The organism is Mesorhizobium sp. L48C026A00, assembly GCF_000502375.1.
In the GTDB taxonomy this organism is placed as follows: domain Bacteria; phylum Pseudomonadota; class Alphaproteobacteria; order Rhizobiales; family Rhizobiaceae; genus Mesorhizobium; species Mesorhizobium muleiense.
In genome coordinates, this window is the sequence record NZ_AYWU01000014.1 from 89,996 (window position 1) to 110,534 (window position 20,539).

A 20,539-nucleotide genomic window follows, 5' to 3' on the forward strand; every position below is an offset into this window, starting at 1 on the left:
ATGAACCAGGAACGGTCCGACACGCTGGTGCTTTTCGGGGCGACCGGCGACCTCGCCCACAAAAAAATCTTCCCGGCACTTTACGCCATGGTCGCCAAGGGAACGCTCACCGAACCGGTGATCGGCGTCGCTTTCGACGGCTGGGACCTGAAGCAGTTGCAGGCGCGGGCCCACGACGGCATCGTCAAGGCCATCGGCAAGGTCGACGAGAAGATATTCGCGAAACTTGCCTCGCTGCTTCGCTATGTCAGCGGCGACTACCGCAGCGCCGCGACATTCGAGAAGCTGAAAAGCGCGCTCGGGACCGCGCAGCACCCGCTGCACTATCTGGCGGTGCCGCCGACCATGTTCGAGACGGTCATCCAGGGCCTGGAACAGTCGGGCGCAGCCCAGGGCGCGCGCCTGATGGTGGAAAAGCCGTTCGGTCACGATCTGCAATCGGCGCGCTGGCTGAACCGGGTCCTTCACCTGGTGTTCGACGAGCAGTCGATCTTTCGCATCGACCATTATCTCGGCAAGGAGGCGATCCAGAACCTGCTCTATTTCCGCTTCGCCAATTCCTTTCTCGAGCCGATCTGGAACCGCAATTTCGTCGAGAGCGTGCAGATCACCATGGCCGAGGATTTCGGCGTCGAAGGCCGCGGCCGCTTCTACGACGAGGTCGGCTGCATCCGCGACGTCATCGAGAACCATCTGCTCAACATCCTGCTGCTGCTGGCCATGGAGCCGCCCGTTGGCCGCTCGGCCGACGATCTGATCGACGAGAAGGTGCAGGTGCTGCGGGCGATCCGGACGCTGACCAGTGACGATGTCGTGCGCGGCCAGTTCAAAGGCTATCTCAGCGAGCCGGGCGTCGCGCCGAATTCGCCGGTCGAGACCTTCGCGGCGGTGCGTTTCCTCGTCGACACCTGGCGTTGGCGGGACGTGCCCTTCTTCATCCGCGCCGGCAAATGCATGCCGGTGCACGCCACCGAGGTCATCGTGCGGCTGAAGCGGCCGCCACTCGACGTCTTCGACCCGATCAAACCCGGAGATGCGAATCACGTCCGTTTCCGCATCGACCCGCAGGTGGCGATCTCGATCGGCGCCCAGCGCAAGGCCGCTGGTGACGACATGATCGGCGAGCAGGTCGAACTCACCGCGCTCGACGACAGCAAGGGCGACATGCCGCCCTATGAGCGGCTGATCGGCGACGCCATGAACGGCAACGGCCAGTTGTTCACCCGCCAGGACGCCAGCGAGCTTGCCTGGCGGATCGTCGGCCCGGTGCTCGGCGATACCACGCCGCCACACCTCTATGAGCCGGGAGCATGGGGTCCGGCCGATGCGATGGCCGGGTTCGGACCGCCGAACGGCTGGATCAACCCGGCGAAATGAACTCGGAGGCGACGCAATGGCCAAGGCGGCGAAAAAGCAAGCACCGGACAGCGAAAAGATCGTGCTTGCGATCGATATCGGCGGCTCCCATGTCAAGATCCTCACCAGCGCCGGCGGCGAGGAGCGCAGAGCCGATTCCGGACCCGGCCTGACGCCGCAGCAGATGATCGCCGCCGCGCAGACGCTCGCCGATGGCTTGCCCTACGATGTCGTCTCGATCGGTTATCCCGGCCCGGTGCACCACAACAGGCCGCTGGCCGACCCCGCCAATCTCGGCAAGGGTTGGGTCGGATTTGACTTCGCAACGCAGTTCGGCAAGCCGGTGAAGCTGGTCAACGACGCGCTGATGCAGGCCGTCGGCAGCTATGAAGGCGGGCGCATGCTGTTCCTGGGTTTCGGAACCGGACTCGGTGCTGCGATGGTCCTCGACAACGTCGCCCAGCCGATGGAGCTCGCGCATCTTCCCTACAAGAAGGGCGGCAGCTTCGAGGACTATGTCGGCGAACGCGGCCTTGAAAAGCGCGGCAAGAAGAAATGGCGCAAACACGTCTTCGACATCGTCGAGCGGCTGCGCGCCGCCCTTCAGCCTGACTATGTGGTCATCGGCGGCGGCAATGTCGACAAACTCGACGAATTGCCTGCCGGTTGCAGGCGTGGCGACAACACACGCGCCTTCGACGGGGGATTTCGACTGTGGCGCGACAAATCCCTGATTGTCTGATATTATAGCGGTTCGGGCCCAAACCTGTTGATCTGGCCCGGCCGTTAGTATTGTTATTCAAAATAATGTGTAGCGTGGTGCGGCGTCATTGCGTTATGCAGATTTGCCGACTAGGAATTCTGCGACCCCACTAACGGAGAAAATAGATTGACCGACGACAGCAACAAAGCCCGCAAGGACATCGACCTTCTCGAGCTGACCGCTCACATCGTGTCCGCTTACGTCGAGAAGAACCGCTTGCCCGCTTCCGGCCTCGGCGATCTCATCGCCAGCGTCAGCGCGTCGATAGGTGGGCTCGGCCAGCCCGCCGTTCCGGTCGCAGCACCGCTGATCCCGGCGGTCAATCCCAAGAAATCGGTGACGCCGGATTACATCATCTGCCTCGAAGACGGCAAGAAGTTCAAATCGCTGAAGCGCCATATCGGCGTTCATTTCGGACTGACGCCGGATGCCTACCGAGCCAAATGGGGCTTGCCGGCTGACTATCCGATGGTCGCCCCGACCTATGCGGCCTCGCGCTCGCAGTTGGCGAAGGCGATCGGCCTTGGCCGCAAGGCCGCCCCGCCGGCGCCGGTCAAGAAGACCAGGAAGCCCAAGGCCACGGTCTGACGCGCTCGAAGTCGCCTTTGACGCTCGAGATTGGCGAAAGCCGTCGCGACGTCCAATCTCCCCCCTTGGGGGGGAGATGTCCGGCAGGACAAGAGGGGGCGCGGGGAGAACTCGACCTGCGCGCCTAATAACTCTTCCACCTCCGCCGAGCTGTGCAATTAGCATGGTAGCCGGAAATCCTTGATCCAGAGCCGATTTTTGCGCGCGCCTCGCACCGAACTGCGCTAAAAGCGCGGTGGTCGGACCAGCGCCCTCGTGGAAGTGCCCCGCCGGCCGACTTCCTTGCCACGGGGCCTGATTCATGACACCTCACGCACCGCCCGACCGGCGCTATGCCGCCTTCCGGCACAAACCCTTCCTGAGCTATTGGGCGGCACGCTTCCTCGCCACATTCGCCACCCAGATCGTATCCGTCGCCGTCGGCTGGCAGGTCTACGACCTGACCCGCGATCCGTTCGATCTCGGCCTTGTCGGCATTGTCCAGTTCCTGCCTTCGCTGCTGCTGGTGCTGATCACCGGGGTGGTCGCAGACCGTTTCGGCCGCCGCCTGATCATGGCGCTGATGGTGCTGCTGGAGGCGATCTGCGCGCTGGCCCTGCTGCTGCTGACGCTGCGCGGCCTTAGCGGACCGGGATTGATCTTCGGCGTGCTCGCCATGTTCGGCATCGCGCGCGCCTTCTTCGGACCGGCCGCGGCGTCGCTGTTCGCCAACCTCGTGCCGCCGGAGGATTTCGGCAACGCGATCGCCTGGAATTCGTCCGCCTGGCAGACGGCGACCATCGTCGGACCGGTTGCCGGCGGCCTGCTCTACGGGCTCTCGGCGCAAGCGGCATACGGCACCGCTGCCGTTCTGATGTTTGTCGCAGCGGTGCTGGTCTTCACCATCCCGAAGCCTGCCGAGCGCAGCGAGGCCGACAGGCCGACGATGCAGACCCTGTTTGCCGGCTTCGGCTATATCTGGAGCGAGAAGATCGTGCTCGGCGCCATTTCGCTCGATTTGTTCGCCGTGCTTTTGTCCGGCGCCACGGCGCTGCTGCCGGTCTATGCGCGCGACATCCTCGAACTCGGCCCATGGGGCTTGGGACTGTTGCGTTCGGCGCCGGGCATCGGCGCCATCTGCGTTGCCATCTGGCTGGCCGGACATCCGATCCGCAACCATGCCGGCGTGGTCATGCTCGGCTTCGTCGCGCTGTTCGGCGCCTTCACGGTGCTGTTCGGCCTTTCCACCATCACCTGGCTGTCGATCGCAGCGCTCGCCTTGCTCGGCGCCGCCGACATGTTCAGCGTCTATATCAGAGAGACGCTGATCCAGCTGTGGACGCCGGACAAGGTTCGCGGCCGCGTCAACGCCGTCAATCAGGTTTTCGTCGGCGCCTCCAACGAGCTTGGCGAATTCCGCGCCGGCACCATGGCGGCATTGATCGGCACTGTGCCCGCGGTGGTGATCGGCGGCGTCGGGGCAGTCGTTGTCGCCGGGCTGTGGGCGGTGCTGTTCCCGCAGTTGCGCAAGGTCCGCCACCTCAACGGGCGAAACTGATCCCAGGGCGCTCTGATCCGGGCAAACCAGACCAGATCAGGACAGCGCCGGCTTGCCGAAGATCGTCTGCAGGAATTCGCCAAGCCAGCGCTTCAGATGCATGTCCCAGATCAGCCGGCCGCCGAGATGATCGCGACCGGGCTGCGCGCCGGGCAACTCGAAGCGATGCGCGCCGCGAACGACCCAGCGCTGCATCATCGCCCTTGTCAATTCGCCATGGAACTGGATGCCCCAGGCATTGTCGCCATAGCGAAAGGCCTGGTTGGGATAGGTTTCGGCCGTCGCCAGCAGCGTCGCGTCCTTCGGCAGCGAAAAGCCCTCGCGGTGAAACTGATAGACCATCTCAGGCCAGCGCATCAGCTTCTTGCCGTCCTCGGTCGCTGTCAGCGGATACCAGCCGATCTCGACCAGCCCCTCGCCATGACCCTCGACCTTGCCGCCAAGATGGTTGACCAGCATCTGCGCGCCGAGGCAGATGCCGAGCAACGGCCGGTTCTCCCGGAGCGGCACTTTTAGCCAGTCGGTCTCACGGCGGACGAAATCGTCCTCGTCATTGGCGCTCATCGGTCCGCCGAACACCACGGTTCCGGCATGACCGTCCAGTGTTTCCGGCAAGGCGTCGCCGAGCGGCGGGCAGCGGAGATCAAGGTCGAAGCCTTCTTCGATAAGCATGTGGCCGACGCGCCCGGGGCTCGAACTCTCCTGATGCAGCACGATCAGGATTTTTGGTCTCGGCCTCGGCGTGGGTGGCATGGGGAAATCCCGTCTATTCGTCGCTCGATGTTCCAGCCGCGCCCGGCACTTCGGCGGCCGCCTTGCGGCGTGCCTCGACGCGGTCGTGGCGTTCGACATCCATCAGCTCGGCGACGCGCCAGACGATATTGTCCTCGAGCTCGTGCAATTCGCCATCGGCATAGACGATTTCCCACATCAGGCCGATGAAGGCTTTTCGCGCGTCCGGATCGAGCTGACGCTTCAAAACGCTGGTGAAGGCGTAGAGGTCGATCGCCTCATTGTCGGCCCGCTCGCCGGCAGCGGCAAGCGCGTCGAGCTCGTCGCCGCTGATCGAATAGCTTTCCGCCAGCACCGCCTTGAACCGCTCCCATTCGGCATCCTGACGCACGCCGTCGGCACTCATCACATGGTAGAGAAGGGCGGATGCAGCAACGCGCGGATCATCGGCGTTGTTGCGGGCGCGGCCGTCTGCCGGCAGGTCCTTCAGAAACGACAGAACGCGTTCTAACATGTGATTCCTGCTTCCCATCCGCCAAAACTTTCAAGCTCAGCCAAACTTTTCAAGCTCAGCCAAATCAAAACAATCGAAACTTGCGTGGTGATTTTTGCTCTTCGTCATCCGGATCGACGCCGGGATCGTCGGGCAACCGGGCCATTTCCTCCGCCGGTTCGGCAGCGTCGCCATCCGGCGGCACTGCGGCAGACGCCGTGGCGGTGACCGGCGCAACATCGTCTTCGTCAGTTTCCGATGCCGCCACGGCGGTCGGTCTTTCGGCCGAACCAGCGGGGTTCAGCTCGATCACATTTTCCTTTTCCGGCTTCGTTGGCGCTGCAATTGTCGGCACCGCGGCGTCCGGCGCATCCTCGTCACTGTCGATGAGTTGGCCGAGCCGCTCCATCGGCGCACGCCACTCGAAGGCGTCGAGCTTGCCGGTGATCGGCGACACCGGCGCCCAGCGTTCGGAAACGACGCCGTCGGCGACCCAGGCCGGATCGCGCGGTGCACGCACTGCCTTGGACAAAAGCTGCCGCACCTTGCCCTGATCGCCGGTCTCTGCCTCCTCGATGTCGGCCAGAAGCAGATAGGCGCCTTCGCGGCGATCCATGCGGATAGCCGCCTCGGCCTCTTTGCGGGCGGTTGAAAAGTCCTGCGCGTCGAGCGCGGCGCGCGCCACCGCCAGCGACGATTCGGCGTGGTTCTTCTTCATCTCCTGCAGCTTCTTCGCCCGGTTCAGCCGGTCGAGCACGGCATCGCCTGGCCGGGCGTGGGTGTAAAGCTCGGCGATCTCTGGATGCGGCTCGGCTTTCCACGCCGTTTCGAGGATCTTCGCGCCCTTGCGCACATCATTCTGTCTGAACAGCAGTTTGGCTGCGATCCCCGCCGCCGGCGCGAAATCCGGCCGCAGCCGGTTGGCCTCCAGAGCAGCGGTCTTGGCGGCATTGGGATCGCTGTCGATCAGCGCCTGCGCCTTGGCGGTGAGCAGCACGGCGCGACGCCGGTTGGCGGCATCGCGCTCGATCTGCCGCGTCGATTTCTGCGCCTCGACCAGTTTCAGCGCGCCGTCCCAGTCGCCGCGCCCGGTCAGGTCTTCCAGCGTCGATTCGGCGGCCCAGGCTAACTGCGGCGCCATCGCCGCGGCGCGGCCGGCGTAGTGCCGCGCCGCGTTGCGGTCGCCGAGGCGTTCGGCCTCGAGATAAAGCCCGCGCAGGCCGAGCAGCCGCATTTCGGGATCGTCGAGCATGGTCTCGAACTTTTCGCGGGCACCCTCATGGTCGCCTTCGAGCAGCGAGGCTTGCGCCTCCAGCAATTGGATCAGCGGCTCCTGGTCGGAGCGGATCAGCTTTGCCGCTTCCTTGGTCTTCTTGCGGGCGAGCGCCCCGTCACCGGCGCCGGCGGCAATCATACCGGTCGACAGCGCCTGATAGCCACGATCGCGACGGCGCACGCGGAAATAGCGCGAGATGGTGTAGGGGCTGTTCCACAGCGCCTTGAGCAGCCACCAGACGATCATCACCGCGGCAACCACGGCAACGACCGCCACCGCTGCCACCATCAGGCTGACCTGGTATTGATAGCCGCTGAAGGTGACGACCATCTCGCCTGGCCGGTCGGCCAGCCAGGCGAAGCCCAGCCCGAGCGCGAAAACCACGGCGAAAAAAAGCAGAATGCGAATCATCGGGTTTCCCTCACGCCTTCATCGCACTGGCGATCAGCGCGTCGACCTGCTTCTCGACCTCGATTCGCGCCTTCAGTTTGCCGGCAAAATCGGCGCCGGCCGCCTTCACCGCCTCGGGCAGCATATCGTATTCGCTGAGCGCCTTGGCGTAATCGCCCTGATCGACCGCCACCTCCATGCGAGCGACGATTTCCGGAGCGCCAGCGCCTTCGACTGCACCGATCGGCCTGACCTTGACCAGCGATTGCGCGCTCGACAGCAGGTTTTGCAGGAAGCCGGCATTCGGGTCGACGGGCTCGGAGGCAGCGACCATGGCATTGGCGGCGGCAGGCATTTCGGTTGCGATCTCCGCCCGGGTCGGAACGCCCGTTTCGGCGTAGGGACGCAAGGCTGCGATCTCTGGAGCATCCGGCGAAATCGCCGCAAAGGTTTCGAGTTCGGCGGCGAATGGCGCACCACGGTCGAGTGCTGCCTTCAGCGCCGATGCGGCGATGGCGAGCGCAACCTTGGGCTGCCCGGCCTGTGCCTCGACCTTGCCGGAAAGCTGAGACACCGACTGTTCCAGCGCTGCAAGCCGGCCGTCCTGTGCCTTCGCCGTCTCGCCGGCGGATTTCACCGCCGCGTCGAGCCCGGCCAGCTTTTCGTTGAGCGGTCCGAGATCGACCGGCGCCGTGTTGCCGGTCTGGCCAAGCGCCGCAACCGCCGTCTCGATCTGCCTGACCTTGTCGCCGAGGGCTGCAAGCCCGGCTGTGTCGCCTGCTCCGCCCTGCTCGATCGCCGATTTCAGCGCCGCGACATCCGTTTTGACCTGATCCAGCGCTGACGACAGCCCGTCCACCTTGGCCGAGGCGTCATTGTTGCCGGCTGTATCCTTGAGCCCGGCAATCTCGCTCTTCAGCGCAGCGATTTCGCTGTTGACGCCATCGAGCGACACGCCGCTCGAGGATAAATCGCCAACCCCTGGCGCGCCGAGCAGGCCGGCAAACTGCAGCCCTCCGGCGGCAGCCAGCGCGATGACGCCGCCGATAATGCCGGCAGCGATGCCGTTGATGCCGCCGCGCTTCGGCTGCGCTGCCATGTCTTCAGTCCCTGCCTGGGTTTCCTTCGGCGCGTCTGCGGCGCCCGCCTTGGCCGAAGCGTCCTTGGCCGATGCGTCGTCGAAACTGTAGTCGAAGGCCCGCTTCGCCGATGCCTCCGATCCGGCCGGATAAGTCGGTTTGGGCCCTTCAGGAGTTTTGGCACCGCCCTCGGCCGGCTGTTCCGAGCCGTCCGGCGGGGCCGCTTCGGCATGTTCCCACGGCTCGATGTCGGTCTGGCCGGCATGGACGGGTTCTTCAGGCGCTTCCGGCTGCGACGCGCTTGCCGCCTCCTCCGCCTTCGCCTCGTCGGTCCGCCCGTTGGCGGCATTCTCGTCGGCAACGCGCGAGACAGCGCCGGGATCGAGCTCGATGGTCACCGGCTCGCGACGGCTTTTCGAATGCCGCATCTTCGGCGTCTTGACCATGCTTGGGCTCCGCAAATTTCGCTTCGGGATGGTTCAGGAAGGGTCTAGCACATCACCAAGCGGTGAAAAGGGGCGGCGTGATGACACGGGGTCAAGGCGACGTCCGCAAAAGCTCCAGCAGCGCCTCCTCGCTGGGCTCCGGCGCAACGCGGAGCTGTTCTGAGGCAACCGTCTCCAAGGCTGCGGCGATACGTCCGGACAGCGCAAAAAAACATGTCTTTTTAAAAAGCTCACGCAGCGCCGGCCGCCCAGCCAGTGCCTGCAGCGCTGTGGCGGCCTTGGCCGAAAAGAGCAGCACCGCCTCGACCGGCAGGCCGGACAAGCGCGCAAGAACGGCCTCATCGGAATAATCCAGCGCGACAGTGTCATAGGTCTCAACGGCGCGAACCTGAACGCCTGCCGACTGCAGCCGCTGCTCGAAACCCGAATAACGCACCCGCCCGCACAAATAGACGATGGTTTGTCCGGCGCAATCGCCGGCAAGCGCATCCGCCAGCGCCTCGGCATCGCCCGGCCCTTCGCTGACCGACAGAAACCCGGCCGCACGGGCGGCCTGCGCTGTCCGTCTGCCGACGGCATGGCAAGGCAAACCGGCGAGCGCCGCGCTGATTTCTTTCGGCGCATGGCGCACGGCATTGGCGCTGGTGACGGCAACGGCCGCGGTATTGGCTGCGACCCTGTCCGGATCAACCGGCAGCGCCACCGTTTCGGTCAGCGGCAGCAGGATCGGCTTAAAACCCAGGTCCTCAAGCCGCTGTGCCGTGCGCGAGGCGCCCGGCTCCGGCCTCGTCACCAGGACGCGACGCATATCAGGCCCAGCCGTCGAAGAATTTTTCGCCGGCCTTGGCCCGCACGGTCCTGGCGGCATCGTCGCCGATGCGCGCGGCATCCTGCGCCGGGCCTTCCGCCTTGACCTCATGCGATTGCGCGCCGTCCGGCGAGATGATCAGCCCGCCGAAGAACACCGTTTCGGCCGATATCGTCGCATGGCCGGCAATCGGCGTGCGGCAGGAACCGTCGAGCGCCGCCAGGAAAGCGCGTTCGCAGGCCAGCGCCTGCCCGGTCGGCACGTCGTGGACTGCCGTCAGCATTCTTTCCACATCGAGGTCGCCGATGCGGCTTTCGATGCAGATCGCGCCTTGCCCCGGCGCCGGCGGAAAGCTGTCGAGCGGCATCAGGTCGGTGACGACATCTTCGAGCCCGAGCCGCTTCAGCCCGGCATAGGCAAGGATGGTGCCGTCGGCGACGCCCTCGTCGAGCTTGCGCAGCCGCGTCTGCACATTGCCGCGGAACATCACCACGTCGAGATCCGGCCGCATCCGCCGGATCAGCGCCTGACGCCGGAGCGACGACGAACCGACCTTCGCGCCGTGCGGCAATCCGGCGATCGTTTTGGCCGCCTTGCCGACGAAGGCGTCGCGGGCATCCTCGCGCGGCAGGAAGGCAGACAGTTCCAGCCCGTCGGGCAACACCGTCGGCATGTCCTTCGACGAATGCACGGCGATGTCGATGCGGCGCGCCAGCAGCGCCTCCTCGATTTCCTTGGTGAACAGCCCCTTGCCGCCGGCTTCCGACAGCGGCCGGTCCTGGATGCGATCGCCGCTGGTCGAGATGACGACCACCTCGAATGCCTCAACCGGCATGCCGTGAGCGGCCATCAGCCGCGCCTGCGTTTCATGCGCCTGCGCCAGCGCCAGCGGGCTGCCGCGTGTTCCGATTTTCAAGGTTGTTTGCATGGCGCGCTGTCCGTGATAACCCCCGGCAGATCGAGGCCGTTTCCGGGCTTTCTCCTAACGGGGAAAGGCTGGTTGCACAATCTCCAGGGATGGCAACGAATTGATCCGCGTTCTGGGCATTGAGACGAGTTGCGACGAGACCGCCGCCAGCGTGGTAGCGCTGGACGGCGGCGGCGCGCCGAAAATCCTGGCTGATATCGTGCTCAGCCAGATCGAAGAGCATGCCGCCTTCGGCGGCGTCGTCCCGGAAATCGCCGCGCGCGCCCATGTCGAGGCGCTGGACGGCATCATCGAGGCCGCGCTTGCCGATTCAGGCGTCGATCTCGCCGATATCGACGCGATCGCTGCGACCGCCGGCCCCGGCCTCGTCGGCGGTCTGATCGTCGGGCTGATGACGGCCAAGGCGATCGCAGCCGCGGCGAACAAGCCGCTGATCGCCATCAACCACCTCGAAGGCCATGCGCTGACCGCGCGGCTGACCGACGGGCTCGACTTTCCCTATCTGTTGCTGCTGGTGTCCGGCGGCCACACGCAGATCGTCGCGGTGCGCGGCGTTGGTGACTACCAGCGCTGGGCGACGACCATCGACGATGCGCTCGGCGAAGCTTTTGACAAGACGGCCAAGATGCTCGGCCTGCCCTATCCAGGCGGGCCGAATGTCGAGAAGGCGGCGGCGACCGGCGACGCCGCGCGCTTCGCCTTCCCGCGGCCGATGAAGGGCTCGGCGCAGCCCGATTTTTCCTTTTCCGGGCTGAAGACCGCCGTGCGCCAAGCAGCGACGGCCATTGCCCCTTTGAGCGACCAGGACGTCGCCGACATCTGCGCCTCCTTCCAGGCGGCGGTTGCGGATGCGCTGGATGACCGTGTTTCGAGGACGCTGAACCGTTTCCGCCAGGAGTTTCCGAGCGAGCTGAAGCCTGCGCTCGTCGTTGCAGGCGGTGTCGCCGCCAACCGGACGATCAAGACGACACTCGAAGCCCTGTGCGAGAAGGCCGGTTTTGCTTTCGTCGCGCCGCCGCTCAAGCTCTGCACCGACAATGCGGCGATGATCGCCTGGGCCGGCATCGAGCGGCTGCGCGCCGGCATATCGGGTGAAAACACCGCTGATTTCGTGCCGCGTTCGCGCTGGCCGCTGGACAGCATCTCCGCTCCGATGGTCGGCTCGGGCCGGCGCGGAGCCAAGGCATGAGCGGCAGCGGGCACGAGGTACCAAGCGGCTGGCGCATTGCCGTGCTCGGCGGCGGTGCCTGGGGCACGGCGCTGGCGCTGGCCATGCTGCGCGCCAGCCATTTCGTCCGCCTTTATGCGCGCGACCCGGAGACCGTCGCCGCGATCGACCGTGGCGAAAATCCGCGCTATCTGCCGGGCATCGCGCTCCAGGCCGGCATCGTGGCAACGAGCGACATCGAGGCTGCGCTCGACGGCGCCGACTGCGTTCTGGCGGTGGCGCCGGCGCAGTCGCTGCGCGCCATGCTGGCCACCGCGAAAGCCCATATGCCGAAGGACGTCCCGCTGGTCCTCTGCGCCAAGGGCATCGAGCGCGACACCGGCGCATTGCTGTCGGCGGTCGCTGGAGAGACCCTGCCTGAAAATCCGGTCGCCGCCCTGTCCGGGCCGAGCTTCGCCACTGACGTCGCCAGGGGGCTGCCGACGGCCGTGGTGGTCGCCGCCGGCAATGAGGGTCTGGCGGCCGACCTGGCCGCACGCTTTTCGGCGCAGAATCTGCGCTGCTATTCGAGCGACGACCTCATCGGCGTCGAGATCGGCGGCGCGCTGAAGAACGTCTTCGCCATTGCCGCCGGTGCGGTCACCGGCGCCGAGCTCGGCGCCAGCGCCAAGGCCGCCATGGTGACGCGCGGCTTTGTCGAATTGCGCCGCATCGGCGCCGCCTTCGGCGCCAGGCCGGAAACGCTGATGGGACTTTCCGGTCTCGGCGACCTGTTGCTCACCTGCTCGTCCGCCCAGTCGCGCAATTTCGCCTACGGGCTGGCGCTGGGGCAAGGCAAGCCGCTTGCCGGGCTGCCCCTGGCCGAAGGGGTGCCGACGGCGGCGATCGCCGCCCGCATCGCCACCGAGCGCAACATCGACGCGCCGATCATCACGGCCGTCGCCGCCATACTGGACGGCACGATCACCATCCGCCAGGCTGTGTCGGCGCTGATGACAAGGCCGCTGAAGACCGAAACCGACGTGTAATGTTGAACAATCCGGAGATGGAAAGATGCTGTTTGCGCTGATTTGCAAGGACAAGCCTGGAAGCCTGCAGGTGCGGCTCGATACGCGGCCCGAGCATGTTGCCTTTTTGGAGGGACTGAACGGCGAGAACAAGCTGGCCTTCGCCGGTCCGTTCCTCGACGCCGACGGCAAGCCGAACGGCAGCCTCGTCGTGGTTGAGGCGCTCGATCTGGAGGCGGCAGAAGCGCTATCGGCGGCAGACCCCTTTGCCAGGGCAGGGCTGTTCGAAAGCGTCGAAATCCGGCAATGGAATTGGACCTTCAACAAGCCAGTGAGTGCATGACTCCGAAAATCGGAATCGATTTTCGGAGAGGATCATGCGCAAAATCAAAGTGCTACAGCGTCCTTTGCGCGTCTGAAAGACGCGCGGCGCTGCAGCTGATCTCCAGCCGCGGAGGAGCAAAAAATGAACTACTGGCTGTTCAAATCCGAACCCTCGGTCTTCTCCTTCGAGGACCTCAAGGCGAAGAGCAAGGCCGGCACGCAATGGGACGGCGTGCGCAACTATGCGGCGCGCAACAACATGAAGGCGATGCAGATCGGCGATCTCGGCTTCTTCTACCATTCCAACGACGGGCTCGACGTGGTCGGCATCGTCGAGGTCTGCGCGCTGGCCCATCAGGACACCACTACTGACGATCCGCGCTGGGAATGTGTCGATATCCGCGCCGTCAAGGATGTGCCGAAGCCGGTGACGCTGGAGCAGGTCAAGGCCAACCCCAAGCTTGCCGAGATGGCGCTGGTCCGGCTCGGACGACTTTCCGTGCAGCCGGTGACGCCGGCCGAATGGAAAGAGGTCTGCCGCATGGGCGACCTGACGCCGGCGCCGTGACGACGCTGACGCCAAACAGCGCGAGAAACTTCATCCTCGACAACACGGCGCTGATGGCACCGCCGCATGTGCCGGAGATGCTGCTGCATCTGGCCGACGAGGCGCATGATCTGTGGCAGCGGACAGAGGACGAACTGGCCGAAATCGGTCTGCCGCCGCCTTTCTGGGCCTTCGCCTGGGCCGGCGGCCAGGGCCTTGCCCGCTACATCCTCGACAATCCGTCTGATGTGCAGGGCAAGCGCGTGCTCGACTTTGCCTCCGGTTCCGGCCTTGTCGCCATTGCGGCAGTGAAGGCCGGCGCGGCAGAGGTGATCGCCGCCGACATCGACCCGTTCTGCGCGACCGCGATCCGCCTCAACGCCGAGGCCAATGGCGTCGGGATAATGTTTCTTGGCACCGACTGCATCGGAACCGATGCGGGCTGGGATGTGGTCCTGGCCGGTGACGTCTTCTACGACAAATCCTTCGCCGACCGGCTGAAGCCATGGTTCGCGACGCTCAAGGCGCGTGGCGCCGACATCCTCGTTGGCGATCCCGGCCGCTCCTATCTGCCGAAAGCTGGACTGGAGCCGCTCGCCGTCTACGACGTGGCGGTAACCCGGGCGCTGGAAGACGCGCTGGTCAAACGCACCACCGTCTGGCGGTTTTCTTGACGGCATCGCCGAACAGGCGTTCCATCACGCTTCGATTTTGAGAATACGCATGCCGTTGTCCCAAAACCGCTGGGCACCCCGGCTCGGGCCCGGGGGCATGCTTTTGAGCGATATGCTTCCGGGGAGGAAATCATGGATTTTTCAGCAGTGAACTGGCTGGCAGTGATCGTCGCCGCGGTGGTGGCGTGGTTGTTCGGCGCTGCCTGGTACATGGGCCTGAGCAAGCCGTGGCTAAAGGCCACCAGGCTTGATCCGGCGAACATGAGTAAATCGCCGCTGCCCTTCGTAATCAGCTTCGTCGCGGAAATTGTCATGGCGCTCGTCATGCCTCTGATCGTCGCAGCGATGACCGGTGGCGAACCGAGCCTCGTTGCCGGGCTCGTCTTCAGCTTCGTTCTCTGGTTCGGATTCGTCGCCACGACGCTATCCGCCAATCATCGCTACCAAGGGTTCGACTGGGACTTGACCATCATCGACTGCGGCCACTGGCTCGGCGTGCTGCTTATCATCGGCGCGGTGATCGGTTGGTTCGGCGCGGCGGATGTCGCGGGCTGACGCTGCCGCCATGAAAATAGGTCGACGACTGCCAGCTGATCACTCAGAGCGACCTGAAGCTCATCCAAGCGTCGGCTCCGGCTGCGGGTTGTGAACTTCGTTGAGCAGCCAATCCCTGAACGCCACGATCCTGGGATCATTGGCGGATGCGACGGGATAGACCAGGAAGTAGGCGAATTCGGGCGGAACCTTGATGCCAAGTTCGAAGGGCCGGATCAGCCGGCCCTCGGAAAGGTCGTTCGCCACCATGGCAAAATCGGCGAGCGCAACGGCATTGCCGTCGAGCGCGGCCTGAACGGCGTCGGTCGAGGTGCCGAAAACGATCGTCCGGCTGTCGTCGAAATCGTCGACGCCGGCCGCCGCCATCCACATCCGCCAGTTTGGCCAGGTCACGCCCTGTCGCGCCCACTCGATATGGGCGAGCGTGTGATGGAAGAGATCGCGTGGCTCGCGCAGCGGCGGGCCGGAGGCCAGAAGGCTGGGGCTGCACACAGGGATGATGATGTTGTCGAACAGCCGGTGGGTGCAAAGTCCCGGATATTTTCCCGCGCCGAAACGGATGCCGACATCGACGTCGTCCAGGTCGAAATCGCGCAATTCAGAGGCAATGTCGAAGCGGAGCTCGATGCCCGGTCGCTGCTTGCGAAAATCGTCGACGCGTCGCATCAGCCATTTTGTCGCGAACTGGGCGTCGAGTGTCACTTTCAGCAACGCCGTTCCACGCGCCAGCTTGTGGGCCCGTGAGACGGCGCGGCCAAGCAGGTCGAGCGCGTCGGTCGAGGCCTCGAACAGCACCGCGCCCGCCTCGGTCAGCCGGATGGTGCGGCTGGTGCGCGTGAACAGCACGATGCCGAGCTGATCCTCGATCTCCTTGATCTGGTGGCTGACCGCGGCCGGGGTCAGGCCAAGTTCGTCCGCGGCGCGGGTGAAATTGAGGTGCCGGGCGGCTGCTTCCAGCGTCCTCAGGGCACGGGTTCCAGGCAGCAGGCGCGCCATCAGAATAGGACGAGGAGAGGTCGGTCGAGCATTTTCAATCCTCAAACAAAACTTGAAGATGCAGAGAAAACTACTCGTTTCTCGTTTTAATTTCAATCCGTCATGATGTGACCATCGAACGAACATCAAACCGGACTTGATGTCCGGAGAAGCCGGATTGCACCATGTCTCACATCGTCTTGAGTCCTGTAACCATCCGCCCGGCCTGGCTGCGCGCGGTGTCTGATTGGTTCCGCCATGCAAAAATGGCGGTCAACCTCCCGCCCGAGAACGTCGACGACCTTTCGGACCGGCAATTGCGCGACATCGGCGCCGAGCGCAAGGATGTCGCGCGCGCGATGGACCGGGAACTCGGCCGGTTGGGTCTGCTCGGTATCGGCTGGCAGAGGCCGCGGACGTAGGGGAGTAGGGGAGTAGGGGAGTACGAAAACGAAAGGACGCGGCGCGTCCGCGCAATCCTACTGACACTTTCTTCCTGCCCTATTCCCCTATTCCCCTATTCCCCTATTCCCCTATTCCCCTACCTCACCACCCTCATCACCGTGCGGTCCGACAGCAGCGGCAGCAGCCGGGCCATCGTGCGTGCTGTCACCGCGACGCAGCCTTGCGTCGGTGTGAAGTCGGGGCGCGCCAAATGAAAGAAGATGGCGCTGCCGCGTCCGCGGCGACGCGGCGCAATGTTCCAGTCGAGCACCAGGCAGGCGTCATAAAGCCGGTCGGCGCGCAGCATCCGCTCGTGGCTGGCGCCATAGGGAATCTTGACCGGACGGTTGTAGTTGCGGTCCTCAGGCACTTCGCACCAGCCAAGATCGCGACCGATCGGCGCCATCGCCAGCCGGGTTTTGCGGCCGCCGGGAAAATGATCGTTACGGAAATATCCCGACAGTATCCGCATCGACCCAAGCGGCGTGGCGCCATCGCCTTCGCGCTTGCCGGCCGATATGCCGCCGCGCCCCAGCGCACAGGAAAACACCAGTTTGCCAGCCTGCAGAAGTCCCTGGCTGGGGTGGCCGGGCCTGGCGCGCACGGTGAGAACACGAAGCCCTTTTCGCAAAAATGCGCTCGCCTCATTGCACGCGCGTTTTTTCTTGTATGATCGTGCCACGGAACAAATCATTGTGATCGGCTGTTGTGCCGGTCAGCTTCCGCATAAACAGGCAGCGGTCAACTGAATTTTCTTTTCAAAACAACGGATTGATCCATGACTTCACGCACCATTCTGATCGTCGATGACGATGACGACCTGCGCGGCACGCTCGTCGAGCAATTGTCTCTCTATGAAGAATTCGACGTCCTGCAGGAATCAACCGCCGCCAAAGGCATCGCCACGGCCCGCGGCGGCATCATCGATCTGCTCATCATGGATGTCGGCCTCCCCGACATGGATGGCCGAGAGGCGGTGAAGATGCTGCGCAAGGGCGGCTACAAGTCGCCTATCATCATGCTGACGGGACACGACACCGATTCCGACACGATTCTCGGCCTCGAAGCCGGCGCCAACGACTATGTGGTCAAGCCGTTCCGCTTCGCGGTTCTCCTGGCCCGCATCCGTGCCCAGCTTCGCCAGCATGAGCAGAGCGAAGACGCCACCTTTTCGGTCGGCCCCTACACTTTCAAGCCTAGCCAGAAGCTTCTGATCGACCAGCGCGGCGCCAAGGTGCGGCTGACCGAAAAGGAAGCCTCGATCATCAAGTATCTCTATCGCGCCGACCAGAAGGTGGTGACGCGCGACGTGCTGCTCGAGGAAGTGTGGGGCTACAATTCCGGCGTCACCACGCACACGCTGGAAACCCATGTCTATCGGCTGCGCCAGAAGATCGAGCGCGATCCTTCCAACGCAGAAATTCTTGTGACAGAAAGTGGTGGCTACAAGCTGGTTCCTTAAATATTTAATCATTCAATCAGCGGTTAGGGGAGGCGCCGCTTTCGGGTACGATCCTGAGACTGGAGGTGGTTCTGGATCGAGCTCGCTGGCGCAACGGCCCAAAAACCCGATTCGTTTTTTGGAAAGCCCGATGCGTCGATTTCAAAGCGTTTAGAGCGTCCTTTGCCGCGTCCAAAGGAACGCTCGGCGCTCCAATGGAGGGATTGGACTGGCCGTTCGGGGACACAGCTAGATGGCGTTGGATGACGACATCCGCATTCTATCCGCCGTGAGGCTCTTCGAAAGCTTCACGGAGGAACAGCTGCGTCTGCTCGCCTTTGGCGCGGAAACCACCAGGCTGCAGGCCGACCACAAGCTCTACCGCGAGGACGACGAGGCCGATTGCGCCTATATCGTGGTCAGCGGGCGCATCGTGCTGTATCGCGAGCAGGATGGTGCCCGTGTCCCGATAGGCACGGCCGGCCCCGGTACGATGCTGAGCGAACTGGCGCTGATCGCCGACACCAACCGGCTGACCAGCGCATCCGCCGAGATCGATTCAGAAGTGCTGCGGCTCAGCCGCAAGATGTTCCACCGCATCCTGGAGGAATACCCCGATATCGCGGTCCACCTGCACCAGCGCATCTCAGAGGATTTTCTGGCAATGATCCGCCGCATCGAGAAGCTGGCGCCGCGTTTCGACGACTGACACCGGATGCTTTTGCAACTCGCTCTCGCAACAGACCGTGAAAGCCAATCGGATCAGGGGCGGCAGGGGCTGATGCGTGTCGAGATTCAGATCAGGCCGAGCCGAGAATGGTGGGATCCGAGAACCGGAGCGTACTTTTGGGTACGTGAGCACCGGCCTACGCCGGCCGTAGCCTGTAACTGCTGCGACCGCTCATGAGTGCTTCGGCCGGCGAAGGCCGGAAGCGCAGGAGACCACTATTCGCAGGCCGGCCTCATCTGAATATCGATACACTTAATCCAGGTCGAACCGAGCGATCACCGGCACATGGTCCGACGGCCGTCGCCAGCCGCGCGCCGGCCGCAGGATCTCGTAGCCGGCAAAGCTCGGCACCAGGTTGGGCGACGACCAGACATGGTCGAGCCGCCGGCCGCGATCCGACGCTTGCCAATCCTGCGCGCGATAGCTCCACCAGGTGTAGAGCTTCTGCTCGTAGGGCACGTTGAGCCGCATCAGGTCGACCCAGTCGCCGGCAAGCCGCATCGCCTCGAAATTTTCCGTCTCGACCGGTGTATGGCTGACCACTTTCAGGAGCTGTTTGTGCGACCAGACATCGTGCTCGAGCGGCGCGATGTTGAGGTCGCCGACCAGGATCGAGCCGGAGACTTCGTCGTGCTCGGCGCGGATGGCGTTCATTTCGGCGACGAAATCCAGCTTGTGCTTGAACTTGCGGTTGATGATGGGGTCGGGCTCGTCGCCGCCGGCCGGAACGTAGAAATTGTGCAGCAGGATCGCCTTGCCGCCGGCCCGCACGGTGACCGACAGATGTCGGCAGTCCTCGATCTCGCAGAAGCGGCGCTTTTCGACAATCGCGATCGGCCGGCGCGCCACCGTCGCCACGCCGTGATAGCCCTTCTGGCCGTGGAAGGCGATGTGCTGATAGCCGAGCTTGCGAAACGCCTTCTCAGGAAACAGTTCGTCCGGAACTTTGGTTTCCTGCAGGCAGAGCACGTCCGGTGCCTGTTCGACAAGCAGGCGTTCGACGAGCGGCATGCGCAGGCGGACGGAATTGATGTTCCAGGTCGCGATCGAAAAGGGCATGTTTGGGATTCCGGGACAGTGCAAGGTCCGCCAGATGGCTCCGACGGGAACGAGGTCTTTCAAAGTCAATCCCGGAAACTACTGCCAGCCGCCCACCGCAAAAACAAGCCGGCAGCGGTTGGCCGGGCCTGTTGATGTCATGGTCGACCTCGGCGCCGCCCCTCATCGCCCTGCCGGGCACTTCTCCCCGTATGTGACGGGGAGAAGGGGCTGACCTCACCCTTGGCGCTCGTTTTGCTACGCTGACAAATGGTTGGCGAAATCATTGATGAAGGGTCCCCTCTCCCCGTCCCTATACGGGGAGAGGATGCCGGCAGGCAGGTGAGGGGCAGCACCAACGCCTGGAACCTTCCGCCAGCGTTGGCAACCTACCGCGACTTGGTGTTCAGTTCGCGGTTGGCCGTATAGTCGATGGCAAAAGTGTCGGGGGCGAAGCTTACGCCTTCCCTGACGTTGAAGATCATCACCGTCGTGTCCTTGCCTTGCGCGTCGGTGATCGTCCATTGGCGCAATTCGTAGGTTTTCGGATCGAACATCATGGTGATCTTCGAACTGCCGAACACCGATTTGTCGGCGAGTTGGATGGTGGTGACGTCGTTCTCTTCCTTGACGCTTTTGACGCGGCCGCCGGAGAGGTCGATCCTGGTGTCGAGCAGCAGCTTGAGCGGCGTTTTAGACAATGGGTAGAGATCGGACGTTTTCAGCCGCTTGTTGAGGATGACCACCGACTTGCCGTCGGAAATCACCCGGAAATTCGACGTCCCATCATAGTTGAAGCGTATCTTGCCCGGCCGTTCCAGAAAGAACTTGCCGCCGGTCTGCTCGCCCTTGGGTCCGAACTGCACGAATTCGCCGGCCATCGATTTGACCGAGGAAAAATGGTCGGCGATCTTCTGCGCGGTGGCTGGCACCGCCGCTTGCGCCGACGCCAGCAACTGGACCCCGGGCACGACATTGATGGCCGCGGCACCTGCCAGCACCAGACCGAGGCCAAGCAGTTGGCGGCGGGTCGGGGCAAAATCGCTGATCATGGCGAAAGAAGAGTTTTTCATGCCGGTTACTCTCGTCTGGTTCATCTGTTGTCGCAGTGTTTGGCTCCCCAGTTGGGCTTAAGTTTGGCGGCCGAACAGCGCTTGGTCGTTGCAAACGCGCCAGAAGGTTCAAAGTTGCTGCCGTCAGCTTGCAACCGCGAAAATCCTGTCGGTTGGTGCCGGGCGGA

The 20,539-nt window shown here is 64.0% G+C and carries 23 protein-coding genes; 13 read left to right on the plus strand and 10 right to left on the minus strand.

Going from position 1 to position 20,539, the window contains the following annotated elements; genetic code table 11:
* The 4 genes from zwf to X738_RS64075 all read left to right on the plus strand — a co-directional run bounded on the left by zwf (nt 1) and on the right by X738_RS64075 (nt 4,244).
* On the plus strand, nt 1-1,377 hold the full coding sequence (zwf, locus tag X738_RS64060; protein WP_023800546.1) for a glucose-6-phosphate dehydrogenase: 1,377 nt from the start codon (nt 1-3) through the stop codon (nt 1,375-1,377).
* Nucleotides 1,378-1,393: 16 nt separating this feature from the next.
* On the plus strand, nt 1,394-2,098 hold the full coding sequence (locus X738_RS64065) for an ROK family protein (protein WP_023800547.1): 705 nt from the start codon (nt 1,394-1,396) through the stop codon (nt 2,096-2,098).
* A gap of 147 nt (nt 2,099-2,245) precedes the next feature.
* Nucleotides 2,246-2,707, plus strand: a complete 462-nt coding sequence (locus tag X738_RS64070; protein WP_023800548.1) for a MucR family transcriptional regulator — start codon at nt 2,246-2,248, stop codon at nt 2,705-2,707.
* A 301-nt stretch (nt 2,708-3,008) separates the two neighbouring features.
* Nucleotides 3,009-4,244, plus strand: a complete 1,236-nt coding sequence (locus tag X738_RS64075; RefSeq protein ID WP_023800549.1) for an MFS transporter — start codon at nt 3,009-3,011, stop codon at nt 4,242-4,244.
* A gap of 36 nt (nt 4,245-4,280) precedes the next feature.
* Here X738_RS64075 and X738_RS64080 read toward each other — a convergent pair whose 3' ends face one another.
* The 6 genes from X738_RS64080 to hemC form a co-directional block, all read right to left on the minus strand.
* A complete protein-coding gene (locus X738_RS64080) occupies nt 4,281-4,997 on the minus strand; it encodes a glutamine amidotransferase (RefSeq protein ID WP_023800550.1) in 717 nt (238 codons plus the stop codon).
* A gap of 13 nt (nt 4,998-5,010) precedes the next feature.
* A complete protein-coding gene (locus X738_RS64085) occupies nt 5,011-5,490 on the minus strand; it encodes a TerB family tellurite resistance protein (protein ID WP_023800551.1) in 480 nt (159 codons plus the stop codon).
* Nucleotides 5,491-5,554: 64 nt separating this feature from the next.
* On the minus strand, nt 5,555-7,156 hold the full coding sequence (locus X738_RS64090) for a heme biosynthesis protein HemY (RefSeq protein WP_023800552.1): 1,602 nt from the start codon (nt 7,154-7,156) through the stop codon (nt 5,555-5,557).
* Between the two features lie 10 nt (nt 7,157-7,166).
* The gene (locus X738_RS64095; protein WP_023800553.1) at nt 7,167-8,660 is read right to left on the minus strand and encodes a COG4223 family protein; all 1,494 of its coding nucleotides are present in this window, start codon (nt 8,658-8,660) and stop codon (nt 7,167-7,169) included.
* 91 nt (nt 8,661-8,751) lie between these two features.
* On the minus strand, nt 8,752-9,468 hold the full coding sequence (locus X738_RS64100) for a uroporphyrinogen-III synthase (protein ID WP_023800554.1): 717 nt from the start codon (nt 9,466-9,468) through the stop codon (nt 8,752-8,754).
* Between the two features lies 1 nt (nt 9,469).
* A complete protein-coding gene (hemC, locus tag X738_RS64105; protein WP_023800555.1) occupies nt 9,470-10,396 on the minus strand; it encodes a hydroxymethylbilane synthase in 927 nt (308 codons plus the stop codon).
* 103 nt (nt 10,397-10,499) lie between these two features.
* Between hemC and tsaD the strand changes: the two genes are divergently transcribed.
* From tsaD to X738_RS64135, 6 genes are all read left to right on the plus strand, one after another.
* Nucleotides 10,500-11,585, plus strand: coding sequence for a tRNA (adenosine(37)-N6)-threonylcarbamoyltransferase complex transferase subunit TsaD (gene tsaD, locus X738_RS64110; protein ID WP_198032846.1), 1,086 nt, complete (start codon nt 10,500-10,502; stop codon nt 11,583-11,585).
* The gene (locus X738_RS64115; RefSeq protein WP_023800557.1) at nt 11,582-12,592 is read left to right on the plus strand and encodes an NAD(P)H-dependent glycerol-3-phosphate dehydrogenase; all 1,011 of its coding nucleotides are present in this window, start codon (nt 11,582-11,584) and stop codon (nt 12,590-12,592) included. The genes tsaD and X738_RS64115 overlap by 4 nt, the downstream gene beginning before the upstream one ends.
* Nucleotides 12,593-12,617: 25 nt before the next feature.
* The gene (locus X738_RS64120; RefSeq protein WP_023800558.1) at nt 12,618-12,914 is read left to right on the plus strand and encodes a YciI-like protein; all 297 of its coding nucleotides are present in this window, start codon (nt 12,618-12,620) and stop codon (nt 12,912-12,914) included.
* A 123-nt stretch (nt 12,915-13,037) separates the two neighbouring features.
* The gene (locus tag X738_RS64125) at nt 13,038-13,463 is read left to right on the plus strand and encodes an EVE domain-containing protein (protein ID WP_023800559.1); all 426 of its coding nucleotides are present in this window, start codon (nt 13,038-13,040) and stop codon (nt 13,461-13,463) included.
* A 53-nt stretch (nt 13,464-13,516) separates the two neighbouring features.
* Nucleotides 13,517-14,116, plus strand: a complete 600-nt coding sequence (locus tag X738_RS64130) for a class I SAM-dependent methyltransferase (protein ID WP_245277728.1) — start codon at nt 13,517-13,519, stop codon at nt 14,114-14,116.
* A gap of 132 nt (nt 14,117-14,248) precedes the next feature.
* Nucleotides 14,249-14,671 carry a DUF1761 domain-containing protein gene (locus tag X738_RS64135; RefSeq protein ID WP_023800561.1) on the plus strand — a complete coding sequence of 141 codons (423 nt, stop codon included), beginning with the start codon at nt 14,249-14,251 and terminating at the stop codon, nt 14,669-14,671.
* Nucleotides 14,672-14,731: 60 nt separating this feature from the next.
* Here X738_RS64135 and gcvA read toward each other — a convergent pair whose 3' ends face one another.
* On the minus strand, nt 14,732-15,667 hold the full coding sequence (gene gcvA / locus X738_RS64140; protein ID WP_023800562.1) for a transcriptional regulator GcvA: 936 nt from the start codon (nt 15,665-15,667) through the stop codon (nt 14,732-14,734).
* Between the two features lie 164 nt (nt 15,668-15,831).
* Between gcvA and X738_RS64145 the strand changes: the two genes are divergently transcribed.
* Nucleotides 15,832-16,068 carry a hypothetical protein gene (locus X738_RS64145; protein WP_023800563.1) on the plus strand — a complete coding sequence of 79 codons (237 nt, stop codon included), beginning with the start codon at nt 15,832-15,834 and terminating at the stop codon, nt 16,066-16,068.
* Between the two features lie 119 nt (nt 16,069-16,187).
* Here X738_RS64145 and X738_RS64150 read toward each other — a convergent pair whose 3' ends face one another.
* Nucleotides 16,188-16,784 carry a L,D-transpeptidase family protein gene (locus X738_RS64150; protein ID WP_027155920.1) on the minus strand — a complete coding sequence of 199 codons (597 nt, stop codon included), beginning with the start codon at nt 16,782-16,784 and terminating at the stop codon, nt 16,188-16,190.
* Nucleotides 16,785-16,868: 84 nt separating this feature from the next.
* Here X738_RS64150 and X738_RS64155 point away from each other — a divergent pair, with 84 nt between their 5' ends.
* Together X738_RS64155 and X738_RS64160 are read left to right on the plus strand one after the other, a co-directional pair.
* Nucleotides 16,869-17,552 carry a response regulator transcription factor gene (locus tag X738_RS64155; RefSeq protein WP_023800565.1) on the plus strand — a complete coding sequence of 228 codons (684 nt, stop codon included), beginning with the start codon at nt 16,869-16,871 and terminating at the stop codon, nt 17,550-17,552.
* Between the two features lie 232 nt (nt 17,553-17,784).
* A complete protein-coding gene (locus X738_RS64160) occupies nt 17,785-18,240 on the plus strand; it encodes a cyclic nucleotide-binding domain-containing protein (RefSeq protein WP_023800566.1) in 456 nt (151 codons plus the stop codon).
* Nucleotides 18,241-18,513: 273 nt separating this feature from the next.
* On the opposite strand, the gene X738_RS64165 is transcribed toward X738_RS64160, so the two are convergent.
* Together X738_RS64165 and X738_RS64170 are read right to left on the minus strand one after the other, a co-directional pair.
* On the minus strand, nt 18,514-19,320 hold the full coding sequence (locus tag X738_RS64165) for an exodeoxyribonuclease III (RefSeq protein WP_023800567.1): 807 nt from the start codon (nt 19,318-19,320) through the stop codon (nt 18,514-18,516).
* A 368-nt stretch (nt 19,321-19,688) separates the two neighbouring features.
* On the minus strand, nt 19,689-20,372 hold the full coding sequence (locus X738_RS64170; RefSeq protein ID WP_023800568.1) for an outer-membrane lipoprotein carrier protein LolA: 684 nt from the start codon (nt 20,370-20,372) through the stop codon (nt 19,689-19,691).
* Nucleotides 20,373-20,539 lie beyond the last annotated feature (167 nt).